The 19,773-nt window shown below is 70.1% G+C and carries 1 protein-coding gene (cut by a window edge); it reads left to right on the top strand.

Features of this window, described 5'->3' with window-relative positions:
• On the top strand, window positions 1-19,773 hold the 3' portion of the coding sequence (locus tag BOQ63_RS00590) for a DUF6349 family protein (RefSeq protein ID WP_465398221.1). 17,589 nt of this gene lie to the left of the window's left edge; only the last 19,773 of its 37,362 coding nucleotides appear in the window; its start codon lies off the left edge, out of view; it ends in the stop codon at window positions 19,771-19,773.

Here is a 19,773-nt window from a genome sequence, read left to right as displayed (position 1 = left end):
GGCCGCCCGCCCGAAACGGAGATCCCGGACGACCCGCCACCCGTCGTCGAGCCCCTGCAGGAGCCCCACCGTCCCACCGGAGATTTCGACGCCGCGGCCCGAATGAAGCTGGACGCGGAGCACATCGTCCCCGAACTCCACTGGTCCCCGCACCTGGCCAACATCGTCCGCTGGGCAGCGGCCGACGAGGTGACCTTCGACGGACAGTACTACCGCCGAAACGGCCGCACCCTGGTGCGGGCCGAGTCCGTTCGCCTCCTCGCAGACTCAGGCTTCCTCACCGTAAACGACTCGGGTATCAGCGCCACCGCGGACGGCCTCAGGGCGCTCGCACTGGCCGACCTCCGCCCGGACCTGCTGCTCGACGACGCGGCCGCGACCGAGCGGGTGCGCACGGAGCAGCGCCGCCTGAGGTCCCCGCAAGCGCGAAGGAAGCCCATCCTTCCCTTGCTTCCCGGAGGGGAGGAACACCAGAGCCGAACCAAAGCCGCCCGCACATCCGAAATCGAGGAGGGCCGCCGGAGCTACGCCCAGACCCTCGACGTCGCAGAGCATCACAACGACCCGATCGTCCGGGACAACGCCCGCCAGAAGCTAGGGCAGATCCAGGCCCTGTACCGCCTGACCAAGGCCGACATCGCCGCAGTGGAGGAGGCCCGCCGCCAGCCCGACCCGGCGGATGCCGGCCTCGCACCGGAGGCCACTGAGCTCCGGGAAGCGGACTACGAGCCGGAGCCCGCCCCCATCCCGGCGGCCGAACACAGTCCCGAGCCAGCGCGGCTCGCCGCCCCCCAGCCTCCGGCCCCTTCAGCCGCAGCACCGGCCGACCACGAAGCTCCCACGGACTTCGCCTGGACACGACTGCGCTATCGCCCTGCGCCCGGCGTCCCGGCCGCCTTCCCCAGCGTGGAGTTCGCCCGTGTCACGCTCTGGCTGCACGTCACCTGGGCCACCGACGGACTCCGAGATCTGCTCCCGCGCGAGCACGCGGCGGCCGAGAGGCTCCTCACCGACGTGCACAACATGCGAGAGGCCGCGGAACCCGACGGGCCACTCCCCGACGACCCGCAGGCGGGAGCAGCTGCGTTCGCTGACACCTGCCAGACCGTCACGGCCCGGACCCAGGCCGCGCTCCAACACGTGGCAGCACTTCCTTCCGCCTACACCAGGGCACCGGTCGAAGCCGAACTGCGTGCACTCCTCGCGAAACTCGCCCTCATCGGTGAACGCAGCGCCGCCGGCATGCCCCGCAGTGCTGCCGACGCGCATGAGGCCGAGGCGGAGGACGTCCTGTGGTCCGAGGAAGCAGGAGCCGGCGGCGTTCCCGCCGGAGAACTGACAGCCGGCACCGAGATCGTCGACCCGGCCGGCAACCTCACGAAGATCACTGACATCCGCCATGGCACCGACGGCGGCCTCATCCTCTCAACCACCGACAGCGGACACCTCTACACCACACCCACGATGCGCCTGGTCCCCGCCGTCCATGCCGACACCGGCGTCTACGGACCCGACGGAACCCGGCTTGGCACCATCACGCGGCTTGGCGACGTCCAGCCCGGCGACCGGATCTCCTTCACCTCTGACTGGCGATCCCTCGACATCCAGTACGCAGGGCGAGAATTCCTGCCAGGCGACTTCACCCACGACGACAACCCCGAACGCCCCTCCTGGCTGCGCATCGAGGCGACTGTTGACGCCACCCGGGAGAGCGGAGCACCGTTCTGGCCCCTGACGGACATCACGGTCCAGCATGCCGACGGGCACATCGACCAGGTCGAACACGTCGCCTTCGCCAAACCCCCCAGTGCCGTCGTGGTGCTGCACCGTACCCACGGCGGCCGGCCCCTGCCCCGTCTCGCGCACACGCCCGAGACACTGCGGGTCGCCGACCTGCGGCCGGGCAACATCCTCCTCAATGAGGGTCGACGCGGCAGCATCGTCCTGGAAGCCACGTGCGCGCAGTTCAGCGCTACCGTCAACCTGCTGGACCGCGCCACCGGGCAGCGCATCCACCGGCGGATCGACGGTCCGCTCGTAGAGGGACTCTTCGGCAGCGCGCTGACCGAGGCTGATGCCGCTGGCCTCGCGTCGGATTCCCCCCTGGCCGAGGACCCGGTCCTGGCTCGCCAGGCTATTCTGGCGACTCCGGATGGCCAGTTGGAGCGCGATCGCCTGTGGGCATGGGCGAGCTCGCAGGCCGACGCCCTGGTACGGGCCCTGTACCGAGCCGAGCCGGGAACCGTGGACCAGCACACGATCACCGTGCTGTCCACAAGCGCACTCATGCTCCGCCGTCACGAACTGATGGTTCAGCACCCGAACTCGCTGGTCGTCCTGCGAGACGTACTGGCCCAGCTATCCGCCGACGACGAACAGCTCAACCATCACGCCGATTTACTCCGGGGGACGATCAACTACATCGTCGGCAGGCTTTGGGCCCACCATCCGCCCGAGTACTACGGCGCCAGGACCCCCGACGTGACACCCGCCGTCGCCGACCATCATGCCGCGACGGTGCCGCAGGAACCCGGCCCGGCGACGGCATCCCAGGCTCAGGGCCAGGCAGCGTCAGCCGAAAAGGCGGAACCGCCCGCGGCGCAGCCCGCACCGCCCGCAGCCGGCGAACAGGCGGACACCAGGCACGACGCGCCGGCGGAGGCGGGGACGCCAGCAGCCGATTCCGCAGCATGGAGCAGCCGGATCCGCATAGAGACCAAGAGCCGCACGACCTACGTCACCGGAACGGGGGAGCGGGGCTGGTACGAGCACGAGGACGACCTCCGCGCCCTGCTGAGGAAGAACAAGAACTTCAGGTTCGACGGGAAGCAGGAGCCGAAGCGCTGGCGATACATCGGGCGCGAAAGCGACCGGCCCGCCGTGCTGGCGGAACTGCGCGCCTACCTCGCGGCCATGGACCGGCAGGAGGAAGCACGGCAGGCCGCCGAACTGGCCGCGGCCGCAGCCCAACCGCAAAAGGAGTACCCCCCGACCGAGCAGCAGCAGAAGATCATCGACGCGTGCCTTGCGGGCCTGGACGTGGCCGTCCAGGCCCTGGCTGGCACCGGCAAGACCTCGACACTGCTGATGCTTACCCGGCGCCTGCCTGACAAGCGGATCGCCTACATCGCGTTCAACCGCTCCGTCGCCGACGAGGCGAAGGCCAAGATGCCACGCAACGTCACGGCGAACACTAGCCACTCCTTCGCCAGCGCCGGTCTCAAGGGCACTCCGATCGAGCGAAAGGTAAGCATGGCCCGTCGCCACCCGGGCGCCTTTCTGCCCGAGGGCGTAGCCAAGGCCCTGGCCATTCGCGCGGTGCGCCATCCAGGCGGCAAGATCGACCCCGAGGACGCCGCGAAGATCGCCATCCAGGCGGTCAAGCGCTACCGCGAGAGCGCCGACGAGGAGCTCGGCCCGCAGCACCTCGGCGCCTGGGGCTCAACCTCCGCGGCCGCCGGGCTTCTGAGCGTGGCCAGGCGCGTCTGGGCGGACATCACCGACCCGGACAGCGACAAGATTCGTTTCACCCCCGACGACTACATCAAGATCTGGGCTCTGGGCAGGCCACGTCTGCCCTACGACGTGATCCTTTTCGACGAGGCCCAGGACATCAATCCTGTGCTGATGAAGGTCATCCAGGACCAGCCAGTCCAGACCATCGTCGTCGGTGACAGCCACCAGTCGATCTACACCTTCCGTGGCGCAGTCGACGCACTCAAGCGCTGGCCTGCCGACACCGTCCTTCCGCTGACCCAGAGCTGGCGCTTCGGCCAGCAGGTCGCCGCGATCGGTAACAGCTACCTCCAGCTCCTCGAAGCAGACCTCACCCTCCAGGGCAACCCCGGCCTGGACACGACGGTCGGCACGGTCGACGATCCCGACGCCGTTCTGACCAAGACGAACGTCGGTGCGCTCGACGCCGTCCTCGAAGGGCTGGAGGCCGACAAGAGGGTCGCCATGGTGGGAGGCGGCGCCGACATCGAGGCCGTTGCCAAGGCAGCCAAGGACCTCAAGGCCGGACGCCGTACCAAGCACCCCGAACTCAAGGACTTCAAGGACTGGGACGAGGTCTGCGACTACGCCGAGTCCAACGAGGACGCGAAGGCACTCAAGACCTTCGTACGCCTGCTCGAACGCCACAGCCCCGACAACATCATCGACATGATCAGGCAACTGGTCCCCGAGGACGCCAAGGCCCCGGACCGGCGACCCCAGTTGACCGTCTCCACCGCCCACAAGGCCAAGGGCCGCGAATGGCCCAACGTCCGAATCGGCCCGGACTTCCCACAGCCCAAGGAGGACACCAAGACCGGCGAGCTCATGCTGCCGCCGGACGAGGACCTGCGCCTGGCCTACGTCACCGTCACCCGGGCCAAGAAACAGCTCGAACTCGGCTCCCTCGACTACATCCTGCGCATCAACGGACCCGTACGCCGCCTGGACACCGGCGCTGTGGTCACCGCCGAGCCGCCAACCATCACCGAACAGCCACAGCCCACAGCGCCCGCCGCTGCTTCGCCAGCCCCCGGCACCGAGCCCGCGGCCACCACGACACTCGCAACCGGGCCCACCGCCGTCCCGGCCCAGGTGGCCGCGGGTGCCAACCCGATACTGCAGGTCAGCGGGATCGCACCGGTGGTGCCGGACGAAGACACCGACCTGTCCGCAGTCCCCGGACACGGGACAAACACGCAGACCAGTACCGTGACGGCGCAGAGCCCGACTGCCCAACACGCCTCGCCTGAGCCGGCAGAAACGGGTCCGAAGGCCATACCCCCCGACCGAACCGCCGACGGCGAGCCGACCGATCCCGCGATCGGCGCTTCCAGAGGAGCGAGCGAACACGCGGCAGGCGAGCTCACCGGCAAGACCGACGACGCGTTCTTGAGCGGCGACGAACTGCTGCCCGGGACAGCGCCCTACCGCACATGGCACGCAGGAGATCCCGCCTACTTCCACACCCCAGAGGGCGCACTCGCGCGAGGTGAGTTCCGCGACACACGGTGGCCGTACCTCCTCGTCGCAGACAAGGACGGCATCGTCCACGAGGCCAACGTCCGAGACGTCTGGTACCGCGACGACGAGCCGATCACACCACCGGAGTGGGCCGACAGCATGCCCGACGACTACGGGCTCGCCCAAGCCTCGGACCTCAAGGTCGGTGACGTCGTTCTCACCCTCGAGCGATCCGGCGAATTCGGGGTTCCCCGCATCGTCACATCGGCGTACCTCCGCCCCGATGGCCGGCACGACATCAAGCTCGACAACCTCGGTGCCAGCATCAACGGCCGCTCCCTCATCCTGGCCCCCCGAGACGTGGTGCCCAGGGCCGAAGCGGGCCACATCAAAGCGCTCGCCGACACGAGGCTCAAGCAGCCCGACCTTCGAGACTGCCTGAGCCGGGGAAAGGCACGGGCAGCGGAAAACACCGTCCGCGTGGAGAAGGCCGCAGCCGACACAAACGCCGGACTCCTGCCCTCCTTCGTCTCCCCCTTCCCCGACCGTGCCGACTGGGAGCCCGGTGACACCGTCGAGATCTACACCCACGACGGCCGCCACATCCCCTACGGCCACATCACGATGGCCGCCCACGCCAACGTCTGGTGGGTCCGGGACCCCGAGGGACATGAACACCTCGTGGTATCGGGCCGGCTACGCGCCACAGCCACCGGCGCGACTATGCCGGAGCCGGATTGGGCCGCAGACCTGCCGGCCACCAGCCGCATCGTGCGTGCTAAGGATCTCGAGCCCGGCCAGATCGTGCGAGAGGTCCGGACGCAATACGGCAATGCCCAGTTCAGCACCTCCTACCTGGTGACCCACACCGGGCCCGAGAGCGGGCACCCCGGCGCACTACGTCTGTACACCTGGTCGTTGTACTCGGACGGACCGCGGTGCTCGGTTTTTCGATACCACCAGGGTGTCCATCCTCTCACCGAGTACGTCGTCGACGACGGTCCCGACGAGCAGAGCCGAGCCGAGCGCTTGCTCGCCGACCCGCGGGTGCAGAAGCAGCAGCGACTCGCGCGCGAACGCTCCGTCCTTATCGGCGCCAAGGCTAGCGGCACCTTGAACACCCCCCTCGGGGACCCGCCCGAGTCCCAGCGGTGGGAACCCGTCGTCGGCGCGGACCTTGACCTCCAAGGCGGTGAGGCCGTCCAACTACTGGTCAAGGGCAAGCGGGTCACCACCGTGGTCGGTCCGCTGACCGGCGGCGAGTACTACGAGAGCCTGGACCCCGACTTCCCCGTCGTCTTCACGGCATCAAACGTCGTCGCCATGCCCACTGGCGAGGTCCCGTACCGGGCAGGCAGCGCATCCGCGAAAGAGGCCGCTCGAAAGGCCCTCACCGGGCCTGCCGGCCAACAAGAGCTGGGGCTCGATCTCGATCCCGTTCCCGCCGTACCAGTTCCGGCTACCGACGTGCCGTACAAGCCAGCCCAGGGTCCGCGGACAGGCCAGATCGCTCGGGAGGCTCAACGTTCGGGCGACCTCGCGCCCATGTCCGGCGAGCCAGTCCTTGCCAAGGGCAGCGGACCGGAGCCCCGCCCAGACCCGGTTGGTGCGGCACCCGATCGTGACCCTTTGCCGCACCACTCCGTCATCAGCCAAGGAGACCCGGCCGGGCCCCAAACCAAGCCCCAGGCATCGGACATCACCTTCAGCGGGGACGGGGACCAGCAACGAGCAGAAATCTGGGGACACTCCTACTGGGTCAGCAGGCAATCCGGCCGCTACTTCGTCTACTACGCCGACGGCTCCGAGTGGGGCCTGCCCATACTGTTTGAAGAAGTCTCGAAGCGCCAGAAGATGGTGCGTTCGATCCTGACCGATGTGGAGCAACGCAGCAGGTCCGAGCGGCGTCGCGTGCATAACGACTCCTCCAAGTCCGAATCATCCGCTGGACAACTCGTCACGGCACCTGTCGATCCGCTGGCCAATCTGGATGTCACAGCACTAACGCGGCACGAGAGGGCGCTGGTGGCGCTCCCTGCCTACGAGGTTTCAGGCCCTGACACGACCGGCCGAGTGTTCGGGCACTCCCACGAAGGTCGAGTAGTGCCGCATACCGACGGCACAGTCACAGCGCTGTGTGTCTGTCCGCACGCCGGCGAGATTGCGGACCTTGGTACGTTCGCGACCCTCGGGGCTGCGAACAGCGTTTACTTCAGTCACGTAAGCCGCGTTCTTGGGGGCGCCCGTGGTCATGGCAAGACGCCTTGGCTGGAAGTTCGTGCTGCCTACCAGGATTCCGTTGCCGAAGCTGCCTATGAGCAGGTCGCTGATGACCTGTGGCACCTGCGACTCGGCAGATCGGTCTTCGCAATTCGACGTTTCCCGCCCGAGCTCAGCACGCACGCGGACCGCTGGGTTGTCTTCAACCCCAGCGGCATGTCTATCGGCCGTGCGTCCTCCCAGGCGGCGGATGGGGTGGCTCGCGAGTACCTGAGAGCGTGGGCCGACCACTGGGTGGCCCGCCGGGAATCAACACACCTATGGCGCGGGATGACGGACCAAGAGCGAATCTGGCTCCAGAACAAGTTGCGAGCCGACGAACAGGCCGACAGCGCCACTGACGCCACCCTCCACCCCGGCCAAGCCCCTACCTCCACGGTGGACGATGCCACCCCGGAAGTCGTGTTCACTCAGGAGCCCGCCGACCCAGGGTCCTTCTCCTACACCTGGACCGCGACGATCGGCGACATGGGCGGCTACAGGGTCACGGGGGACTGCCAGGGCAAGGTCCGCAACGGTGTGCCGGAGCACAGGTCCTACCGCTGCAGCTGGCTCGAGGGTGAGGGCGACGACCTCGAGGTCTGGGCACTGTGCCAGGTCAAGACCCTCGACGACGTCGCCGAGTTCATCACTGCGCACTGGGCGCAGTCGCAGGGCAACGATCCGCGGCAGGTTGCCGATCTCTTCTACTACGCGTCCGGACTGTGGCTGATGCCGGAGGTCGGTGACGGCGAGACGATTACCTATCACGCGGACCGCTCGTGGACCATTACCAGTCGTGAGGGCATCGCCTACAACGTCGCCCGGGAGCATCGCCGCCGCGCAGGCGGCCGGGGCGCCGACCTGGTGATCAAGCTCGACGGCGTCGTGGTGGGCCGCTCGACCGAGCACTACGAAAAGCAGTGGCCCTCGATGCTGGACGCCCTGCGGGCGGACTCCAAGCAGCGCCACGGCTCACACCGCGCCAGCCTCAGTGTCGAGGCAGGGCCGTGGATCGAGCACACCAAGAAGATCACCCGAATTCACGGGGCCGACCCTCACGACACGGTGTTCAACAAGATCCGTCGGGAGGTCCGCGGGTTCAAGAGCGTCACCGAGCGGGGCCAGGTTCTGTTGGAGCTGCCAACCTCGTGGAAGCAGGCCAAGCGGGACGAGCGTGTGGTGACCCTTGTTGAGCGGCTGGCTGCCGAGGGCCGTGAAGTCCCCGTTTACCTGTCACGCGAGGACCGTGCAGAGGCGCTGGCCGCTGGCGGGCGCCACCATCAACTGCTCGAGCAGCTTGCCCCCGACGAGCGACGACACCTGGCGGCGTCCACGTCTGAAACCCGGGGACAGCGGTGGTCACCGGTCGACTTCCGGATCGGCGACGAAGTGCTCACCACCCAAGGCTGGTGGGAGCCGGTCCACGCAGTTCAAGCAAGCTCGCTCGACACCGGCCGCAGCGCTCCCGTCCCCATCATCGGCGTGATCGCCTACCGACGGGCCGGCCGCATCACCACCCTGGACACCCCCGTCCCCCGGGGGGACGCCCGGCCCAGCATCGCCGATCCGGCCACGATGACCACCGAAGACATCCGGGCGGAGCTGGGCGCCCTCGACATGCCGCCCGCTGACCCCGACCACGCGAACATGGTGAAGGCACGACACACCAGGCTCATCGCAGAAGCTGAACGGCGCCTCGACTCCAGCCCCGCTGAAGGAGACAGCGCCCAAACCCGGGCGCCGAGCGGCGAGGCGCCCACGCCGCACCCGACCGGCCGAAACTGGCTGGAGATGCACCGCGCCGACTTCGGGCACACCGAGACCGGCGGAACGATCACCCCGGAGGCCACCACCCCTCCGCATGACAGCTACGGCACCCCGCCAATGGCCGCAGAGCCCGAACGCGAGCCAGACCCCGAGGTGTACGACCAGCCGGTCCCGGAGGCGACACGCTCGTCCACGGTGCTGCCGCATGAAGCGCCTGGCATCGTGTCGGACCCCGGCCTCGAGGACGTCGGCGGCGCGCCACCGGCACCTGCGAAGACTGCGGGGATGGCCGCAGCCGGCCCTACAACCGTCAGCAACCACGAGCAGGCCCCCACCGTCAAACCGGGCGACCACAGGACCAGCGCGAGGGGCTCGGAGCCCTCCGACACCGCCGGGGCCGGACAGACCACCCTCGACCTGCCCGAACTCGGCGACGCCATGGCCCTCCCGACCGGCTGGTCCCTGGTCGATGGTGGCGATCAATCGTGGACCGTGACCCGCCCGGACAAGGCCTCCTTCTACGTTGTGCGCGACACACTCACCGAGGGTGATCCCTTTGTAGTCGCCGGAGCCGGGGGATCGCCCCTCACCACGTCCGAGTACTGGGCTCGAATCGTTGACACCATCGCTCAACAGCCCGCGCCCGCACCCGTATCTCCGGGTGAATCAGCGGACCATCGGGCCCGCGGGGAGCAGGCGCCCGCCGACTCCGCACTGGAATCAGCCGATCTGGACCAACCCGTCGCCACCGGCAACAGCAACACGCCGGAAGAAGAGGGCTGGGACCGGACGCCGCTTCCCAGCACCCGACAGCAGAGCCGACACAACACCTCGGGCGCCGATACCGCCGCCGCCCCGCGCACCGGGCACGATCGGTTCACCTACGGAGACCCGGTCATCGGCCATGGCGGCCTCACGGGCACCTTCATGGGCATCGACAGCAGCGGAACAGCCCACCTTCGCACCGAGGACGGCACGATCGAGGCGCGCCCCGCCGAGGAGCTGTGGCATGTCGGAAGCACTCCCAGCCAGCCGGACGACGCGCGTGACCAGCAGGAGATTCTCGCCCAGGCCGCAACATCCGAAGGCATCCCAATCACTGACGGTCAGCTGACGCATTTCGACGAAGCAGCTGGAAGCGGCGTGGTCGAGGACGAGACCGGCGCAGTGATCGGCTGGATCCGCAGGCGCGAGGGCGCCGACGGTCGCATCTACTGGTGGGGACAGGACGCCCGCGGCGGCAAACCCCACGGCATGCCGTTCGCCGAGGGCATGCCTCGGAAGGCGGGCATTGCCCCCGTGCGTGCCGCCAATGTGGCGGCCCTCGACCACTCGTACAGCAACGGGCCCGAGGGCCCCAACTTGCCCGGCGACGTCAGCGAGGAAGTGGAGTTCACCGAGGCACAGGTGCGCGAGCTCGACCGGCTCGAACTCGCCCGGTCCGGCCCAGACACAGCCGAGCCCATCGCGTTCAGGCCAGGCATTTACCGGCGGTACGTTCTGACGCCCGTCCAGATGCGGGCCTACGCGCACACCGCGCGCACCACCGCTTCCGCCACCGGCACCGACACCACCGAGGACAGGCGAAGGAGGGGGATCCTCGAGCGGGTCGCCGCCAAGCTGGACAAACAGGCCTTCGAAACCGAGGCCCGCCTCGTCACCCTGCCCTACCCGGGGGAACCGGACCCCTGGGCCACGCCCTACACTCCGAGTCACGACCGGCAGCACACCATTGAGGCCGCTACGGAGCCGTCCACGGCCCCCGCCGGCCAGACGCCACCCCAGGAATCCGTCGCTCCGGCACAGGTATCCGAGGAGCGGGAGAGTCACGACACCGCCCGTGGGGCGGCCGGAACGGGTGGCCCGGCCGCGGAAGAGCCAGCTGCGGGCAACCAGCCCGCACCCGAACCCGTGAACCCGCTACCCCACTCCGTCGCCACCACGAGCAACAGCGGCGACCCGCTCCCAGCAGCGGACGAGCCCCCGTCCGAGGCGGAGCACACGCCCCACCTGCCGCCGAAACCCGGCCGGGGGCAGTACCTCGGCTCGGTCGGCCAGCAGCTGAAGCCCGTGCAGGCCACCGTCGTCGAGACCAGGGAGGTCCGCACGCCGAACACCTCCCGGACCTCCCTCCTGGTGCGGCTGGAGACCGCCTCCGGCGCCCGCGTGGTGGCCTGGAACCCTCGCGGAGCCGCCGCCGCGCCAGGCGACCTGGTCTACGTCAGCGGCGAGGTCGCCAAACACAACACCGACCGGGGCGAGAGCGAACTGCGCTCATCCACCGTGGAACTGGTCGCGGACGCTCACGAGCGTGCCAACGCGCGCCAGCCCGCTCCGGCGGGATGGCGGAAGATCAGGCACGACGAGGCACCGCCACCCCTCGCCGTCGGGGACCTGGCGCGCGTCATCGACCTCGACAGCCCGTTCGCCAGGCCCAACAGCCCGCTCAAGGTGACCCGGTACACGCCCTCACTGGTCCAGCCCGCGACACGCGTCTACAGCACCGTCACCATCGAACACGTCGAACAGGACCCAGCCGGAGACCGCTACGTCGGCAGGACCCCCGACGGACGCACACGCGAGTTCAGCGCTTCCAGCATCGAGGCGGTCCCCGCCCTGCCCACCACACCGAAGACGACGCCCCAGCCGAATCCGCTGCCCGCCCCCCTGCCCGTCGCACCGCCGGTCCCGTCGCAACCGTCCGCCGTGCAAACACCGGCCGCTACCCGGGCGGATCTGTCGCCCGATGAGCGGCGCCGCCTCCGCGCGGCACTGCTCGCCATGCCCTACCAGCAGCGTTCCGCAGCCTGGCGCGACTTCCCCATCCAGCCGGGCGACGAGGTGCTGCTGGCCGGGAACAACGAGATGCTGGTCGCCGCCGCCGGCTGGCAGAGTGTCAAGACGCCCGGCGCGCGCTCCCTCGGCCTGGCGACCGGCCGGTACGTCGACCCCACCACCGTGTACGCGCACCGCAGCGCCACACAGCTCACCACCGTGGAGGACCGCGCCCGCGCTCTGGCAGGCCAGACAAGCGCCGGGCAACCCGACCCACAGCCGAGCCCGACCGGGCCCTACACCAGCGGCGCCGACCTTCTGCACACCCACGAGAACGTTCAGCAGGCCTGGGCGCACCTGGCCGCCGTCATCCGACAGCACCGGGCCACCACCGAGCGCGCCACCAAGACCATTCTCAAGGCCGGGGAGACGGCCCTGTCCAGCGTCGCCGGCACCGCGCTGACGGCCGCGAACCTTCGCACGCTGGCCCAGACCGCCGAGGCGGCCCGCGTCCTTGCCGGGCACCCCGATTCCGAGACCCGCCACAGGGCCCAGCACAACCTGATGCACCCCACGGACAACCGGCTGCGCCTCGACGCGCAGGACGATGCCGGCCACCCGATCCAAGCCGTGCGCCGCACAGCACAACGCTTCGCCCAGCTGCTCGACAGCCACCAGGCCAGGCTCGGCGCCACCCCCGCGGACCGGATCGGCGCTCTCATCGACCAGGCCCTGACCTGGGCACACACCCGCGACCTCGAGGTCCCCGAAGGATGGTCGTTCGTCACCGACCCCGGAGCGAACCTCGCCGCCGGACACGAAGTACGCATCGCCGCCGACGGCGGACGCTACACGACGATCCGCCTCCAGAACGGCGGCACCGGGCCCTGGCACGGCATCGACGTCTACACCGGCCTACCCGTATCGGTCGAGCGAGCGGCGGTCCTCGCCGTGCCCGCGGGCCAGGCACCGTCCCAGCCGAGCCAGACCGGCGACGACACCGACCCGGCCGACGTCCTGCGCCGCGCCGCCTCCGGAGCATGGGGACGCACCATCGCCGCCCTCGTCCCCGGCACACGCGACCACGCCGAAGACCCCACCCGCGCAGCACAAGCCCTGCGTGTGACGGCTGCGCACCTGAGCGACATGGGCGCCGCGGTACCCCCGGCGATCGCCGCGCACGCCGCCACCGCACCAGCACCCGACGACAGCCTGAGGGCGCCCATGAACGCCACCGTCGACGAGCCGTGGTTCCGCACCGTCGAGCACCTGCGCCGCCACTACGCGGCGATGCGCATCCCCGGACACATCAGGGATCAGCGAGCGGCCCGGCAGGAACTCGAGGCCCGTGTCCGCCGCGCCGCGGCCGACGGCTTCTCGCTCTCCAGGGGCGGACGCCTGGCCATCGCCCCGGCTCCCGCCGCCCCGCGCCGATCCGGTGGCGCCCGCAGCTGGGAGATCTACGCACCGTGGTTCCTCCGCAAGATCCCCAACCTGGCCCGGGCAGCCTCCCGCGAACACGCGGAGCAGATCGCCGAGGTCCTCGAGTCCCTCGTCGACCACCAGGGCAGGCCGGTGTCCTGGGACGCCCAGAACTTCGGCGAGCTGTGGCGCGAGTTCAGGGACAGCAGGGGCCGCGACCTTCCGACGGCCATGGCGAGCGCGCTGTCCGCCGTCCCGGGCCTCGACGAGAACGGCGCATCCGTCCCCCTGCCGGACGCCCCCGAGGCCGCCGAACACGAGCAGGCACCGGACACCCCCGACGTGCAGCCCAAGGCCACCCCTGAACCGCAGCCGGTAACCGCAGACCACGCCGGCCCGACTGCCCCCGACGGACAGGCGCCGACAACCGCCGCCAAGGACACGGACCACCACACCAGCACCCCGGCAGCCGGGCCGGACGACACCAGGCAGGCGCCGCTTGCCGTCGACACCGCCGACCCGGCCCGGCCGGCCACCGGGCCGGACCTCGAATCCGCCCCCGCCCCGGCCGGGGCCACAGCTCCCACCAAACCGGTCAGCGCCGAACGCCCAGCCGTCGCGGTGCCGACGCTGTGGCGCATCGCCGACGGCCACCCCGCAACCATCCCCGACGACGCCCCCGACGGCGTGGCCCACTGGGCGACAGTCGAGACCGACGGAACCTCCCACCGCGGCGCATGCCTGTGCTGCGCGGCACGTGGGCCCGAGCACACCGAACAGAACCCCGCCGCCGCCGACGCCTTCGACCACAGCCACCCCGGCTGGCGCAACACCCCGGTCTTCGCCGAGCCGTTCTGGCACGACGCCATCGACCGGGGCCGCCTGCAGCGGGACATCAAGGCATGGTCCAGTGCGGTGGCCGAGGTGCTGCCACCCGCGTACATCGCGACCGGCGGACCCATCCGTGTCCACCGCACCGCTCCCGGGATCACCGCGCAGCCGCAGCGCGGCGGACGCTACGAGGTGGCGACCAGCGACCTCCCGCACATCGACGTCGTCCGCGTCCGGCCCGGCGAAGGCAGGCTCACCTACCCTGCGGCACCCCAACGGCCACGCCCCACCCAGCAGGAAGCGCGGGCAAGCCTTCAACGGCTGGCCGAAGCGGCGAGTGGCCCCCGGCGCGAGACCCTCCAGCGCGCCCTCCAGGCCCGCGACATCGACGTCCTCCTCGACGGCCTCTTCTACGCCACCCGCACCGACAACAAGTGGGACCTCCTGCCCACAGGCGGCGGATTCGACCACCTGCCGCCGGCCATGGGGCGCTTCGACACCAAAGCAGACGCACGCGAATTCGCGGCCACGGCGGCGCGCCTGCTCCACCAACCGCCGCTGTCCGGCGCCGTACCCCGGCTCGACTGGACAGACCCGCTCCTCGCCGAGACCGCCGCGCAACGCCTTGAAGCGCTGGGCGAGATCCCGGGAACCCTGGACCGTCTCCTGGTCCAGGCCCGAGCCGAGTTCGACCGCACCCACAACCATCCCTCCTCACGCTTCGTCACACGATGGAAAGAGTACGAACTGTCGGCTGGGCGAGGCGAAGCGCCAGAAGGCCTGGCCTACGCCGACCAGCTGCGGGACGGTGACCGCATCTCGATCGCCGGCCCGAACACCAACCGCCAAGACGTGACGGTGACCGGCACCCACGTGGACGCCCTCGGCGCAGTGCTCCTCACCCTGGAGACCGAGAACGGGACGCAGCGCCGTGTCTTCCCCCGCAACAAGCCCCTCGCCCTGGCCCCGGCGGCCGTGCCCGCCGCCGAAGAACAGGCCGCGGCAGGCGCCCAAGCGGCCCCCGCCGCCGAGACGGTGCTATCGCAAAGCCGAGCGGAACCGGCTGTCGAACCGGCTCCCCCTGCTCCGATCGCCGAACCCGCGCCGGGGGCACCACCTGCTCCTGCCGAAGCGAGCCCCGATCAAGCTCAGCAGCCGGCCGAACCCCGGCAGGCCTTCCCCGACGAAGCCGGCGAGCCTGCCGACGCCCAGTCCGCCTCCAACGAGAAACCGGCACCGGAGCCCGCCCCGCGCCACGAGAGCGCACCCGAGTCCGCCACCGTCCAGGAGGAGCCGACCACCGCCGATATTGCCCCTGCTGCCCAGTACCCCACTGCCCCCACCCAGGATCAGACCCTCGAGACAGCAGACCCTGAACCCGCCTCACCCACCGTGGCGCACCAGCCGAGCGGCCCGACGGACGCCGGCACCCTGCCCACGGGAGGCGATGCGTCCGGCGTCCACCAGGCCAGCAGCCCCCAAGAGCTGCTGCACCACGCGCTCACCGTCCGGCTCACCGAGTACCAGGACATGGTGGGCAGCGTCGAACTCTCCATGGCCCGCATGCTGTTCGGCCCCCAGACCGGGCCCGAAATCGACGGCCGGATCCTCCACACCACCTTGCTCGACAGCCCAGCCGGAGTGGTCGTGGCGGCGGCCTTCGACCAGGAACCCGACCTGAACGCCCCGCGATGGGGCCTCACCGACCTCCAAGCGCGCGACCCGCAGGACGTCTGGGCTCAGATCCACACGCACACCACGGCCGACCAGCCCGCTCCCGACCCCGACAGGCTCCTGCAGATCCTCGCCGCGACCCAGGAACTCCTCACCGGACACCTCGCCGATGGCCCGCGCTCGGAGCCTGCCCGCACGTACCTCGCCGGCCGCGGACTGCCGGCCGACAGCGAGACCGCCCAGTTCTGGGGACTCGGCTTCGCCCCAGGGGAAGCCCGTCTCACCGAGGCCCTACGCGCCCGCGGCTTCACCGACACCGAACTGCTCGCCTCCGGCGTCAGCTACAAAGGCCAGCACGGCCTCCTCGACACCCTGCGCAACCGCATCACCTTCCCCATCCTCGACCCGGACGGTGCGGTCATCGCCTTCACCGGCCGCGCACTCGCCGAAAGGGAGAAGACCCCGAAGTGGCTGAACACCCGTAACACCGAGATCTTCACCAAGAAGACCTCCCTTCTCGGACTCGGACACCACCGCCAGCTCCTGGCCACTGAGGGATCCGTCCTCATCTGCGAAGGCGGATTCGACCTCGCAGCGCTCACTGCCGCCGGCGTCACCCGCGGCGACCGCCCGGTCATCCCCGTCGCACCCTGCGGCACCGCCCTGACCGAGGAACAAGTCCAGCTGCTCGCCGGCATCGACGACACACGCCGAGTCGTCCTCGTCTTCGACCCCGACGACGCCGGGGACAAAGCCCTTCGGGCGGCCTGGGAGAAGTTCCGGGGCCAGAACTGGCAAGGCCAGATCTGGGCAGTCCGCCTGCCGGCCTCCGAGAAGGGCAAGCCCAAGAACGACCCCGCCCACATCCACCAGACCCAAGGGCCGCAGCAGCTCCAGCAACTCCTGCGGCAACGCGTCCAGCCCGCCTTCGACGCCGTCCTCGACGCCACAGTCACCCTGTATGCGAACCGTACGCACGCGCTGCCCGAGGAGATCGCCCGGCTGATCCTGTCCACCGGACAACCCGAGCAGATCCGCCGACAGCTCCCGCGCCTGGCAGCCAGCGTCGACACGCGGCAGGTCGCCGACGAGATCGAACGGGAGCTCTCCCACCTCGCCGACGTGCAGGCGAGCGCCGCCTACATGCGCGAACTGCGGGCAGTCATGGCCGACCACACCCCCACACCCACCACCACGGAGGAACCGGCCGTGCCCACCGACGAGCCCCCTGCCGAAGCACCCTCCTTTCAGCACAACCAACCCGCGTCCACGACGGCGACAAGCACACCCCCCGCGCCCGGGGCGCAGCCCCCTGTACCCGCAGAGCAGAACACGGAGCCCACCCAACCGGTCGGGCCCGTCGGCACCACAACCTGGCTAACCCACTGGAGCCAGACACTGCCAGAGCGCCTCGACACGGACGCCGGCCCCATCACCCGGCAGCAGTTCCTCACCATCATCACGGACACGGCACCCCGCCTGGCGCCCGGCCCCGACTTCCTGCCCGGCCTCGAGACGGCCATCGACGAGGCCCTGCAGCTCTTCCTGAACGGGGACGCCACCCGCGCGCTTCGGCACCTGTGCACCACAGCAGGGCGCCACCCCCGCCACACCTACCTCAACGCCGCCGCCGACCGCCTGGGCATCCCGGCCCCCGTAGAGAGCGAGCCGTCGCACGACCCGTCGGCCGAGCCGAAGCCCGACACCAAGGAGACCACTCCCGTGACCAGCCCCGCACCCGCACCCGGGACAGCCCGGCAACCCGCGACGGCGACCGGGCAGGCACTCCCGCAGGCCACCGCCCCGCGCCAGCCCCAGCAACCCCGCCACAACCCCGCCACACCCACCCCTAGCGGCGGTCCCGCTACTCCCCAGCAAGCACCGGCAGCCGCCGAACCCGCCCCCAACCCGTTCCAGCGCCTCGCCGAGGAAGCCGCACAGGCCGTACAAGAGGCGATGCCCACCCCCCAGGACACCGAGGCAGCCGAGGCCGCCCTACTCGAAGCGCTCACCGACTACCGCCTCGTCCTCAACGAGATCTTCCGAAGCGAGGACGCGGCCGCCCTCGACTCCCCCGCCAACCCCGAGCCCATCACGGTCCTCGACAACGACATCGCCGCCGTCGAGGACAGCGCCCCATGGCTCCTCACGGGCCGCGAATGGAGCAGGATCCAGAGCCTGCGCACCGCCTCCATCGGAGCGTGGAACGCCCTCAACCAGCACTACCAAGCCCAACCCGACAACCCGGCCATCGCCCGCGCGCTGCGAGCCGTCACCGCCACCGCCGCCCAGGGCATCTCCAAGGCAGCCTTCCGCTTCGCCAGCAGCCTGGAAGCCCGCGGGCAAGCCGACACCCCCGCCCACGAAGCGCTCCGCACCCTCTACCGCAAGGCCGACGCCCTCAAGAACCGGCTCCTCGGCCGAGCGCTGCCCCATGACGACAGCGCCGACAGGGACGGCGTCGAGGCCCAACTCCACCAGGCCACACAGCAGGCCGACACCGAACCCCAGGCGCCAAGCGGCGCCGATCCCGCTCCCGGCGCACCCACCGAAACCCAGCAGCCCCCAACCACCCCACGCAACGGATCACAACCCGAAACCCCGGACCTCTCCCTCTGGCAGAAGGCCGCAGCCACCGTCGGCACATGGCTCAACGGACTCGACAAGCGAATCGCCGCTGCCACCGCACCGGCCTGGAACCGCGTCATGCGATTGTGGACGGCCATGTCGAAATACCTCGAAGCCACCGCCGCCGCAGGCCGCCGATTCGGCACCAACGCCCAACAGTTCGGCTTCTTCAAGGCCCTGTGGCTCAACGCCGTCGAGGCACTGGCCAATCGCATCGACGCCTTCCGCAAACCGAAGACAGGCGGCACCAAGCACAGCCAGCGCATCGACGACCTCGCCCGCGCGGCCAGCCACCGCATCAAGGAGCACCGCGAACACCTGCGTGGCACTCTCCCGCCAGAGGAGAACCGCCCCGAGGGCTACTACGACGACAGCGAGCACTTCCTCGCACGGTCCGACCAGTCCCAGAAGCTGCGCGCCGAACGCCGCACGATCACGGCGAAGCTCGAGCAGACGACCATGCACATACCCGACCGACTCGCCCTCCAGGAGGCGTGGCTGCTCAACGCCCACCGGGAGTCGCTCCTCTCCGACCACCTCGTCAGCCCCGCCCCGGACCCTCACACCGCAGGACTACGGGAACCCAGCGTCCTTGTCGCCGGCGCCATGCCGCTTCGCGACCCCATCACGGAACGACTGGCACTCGCCGCCTACCTTGATGCGCGTGCGGAGCAGACCATCGCCGACGAACCCGAGAAGGCACGCACCCTCAGCGACTTCGCCCGCGCGCTACGCCTCGAGGTCCGCGGCCGCGACAGTGTTCTCGAAACCGGGCCAGCCCCCGCCCCCGAGACCGTCGGCGCAGCTCTAAGGGCCATCGTCGACGGCACCCCGGCCTCGCCCCTGACACTTCGGGACCGCCTCAGCACCAGCTTCATGGAAGCCGACCAGGTACTCCGAATCCTCGAACGCGCCGGAGTCGTCGGCCCGCTACCTGAGGCCAACGACCTCAAGGAGCCCGTCAGGCGCACGCTCGCCACCCCGGACGACCTCGATCGGCTGCTGAACTCGGCCAACGAACCCGAGCAGGCCCCGGCACCCCCCCAGCAGTACTCGCGGATGCCCGCCGAGCAACTCCAGCAGCACCTCACCTACCTGGGGGAGGAGTACTACCGGCGGGTGGGGACGAACACCGACCAGGGCCGCAGCACACAACAGATGCTCGTCACGCTCAAGCCCGGGGCCCTCCGGAACGCCGGAACCACCCAACGGAACACCCAGCTGCGGAAGGTCCCCGTACCCCAGACCCTCCAAGGCCTGAAAGCCCTCGCCGCGAGCCCCTCCACAGCACACACCGACGCCAAGGTCCTGGCAACCCTGCTCAACGGCGAAGCGCCTGCAGCGTCCCGACCCGCTGCCGCGGGCCAGCCCCGCACCCAGCGCGGACCGAACCCCAACCAGCAAGCTGCGCAACGCCCGCGCCGGCCCGAGAGCCCGCGCCGCGGGCCTGCGTAA

This window comes from Streptomyces viridifaciens (assembly GCF_001888885.2).
GTDB classification, from domain to species: domain Bacteria; phylum Actinomycetota; class Actinomycetes; order Streptomycetales; family Streptomycetaceae; genus Kitasatospora; species Kitasatospora aureofaciens.
Note: the sequence above shows the minus strand (reverse complement) of the source record. Positions and strands in the feature narration are given on the sequence as shown.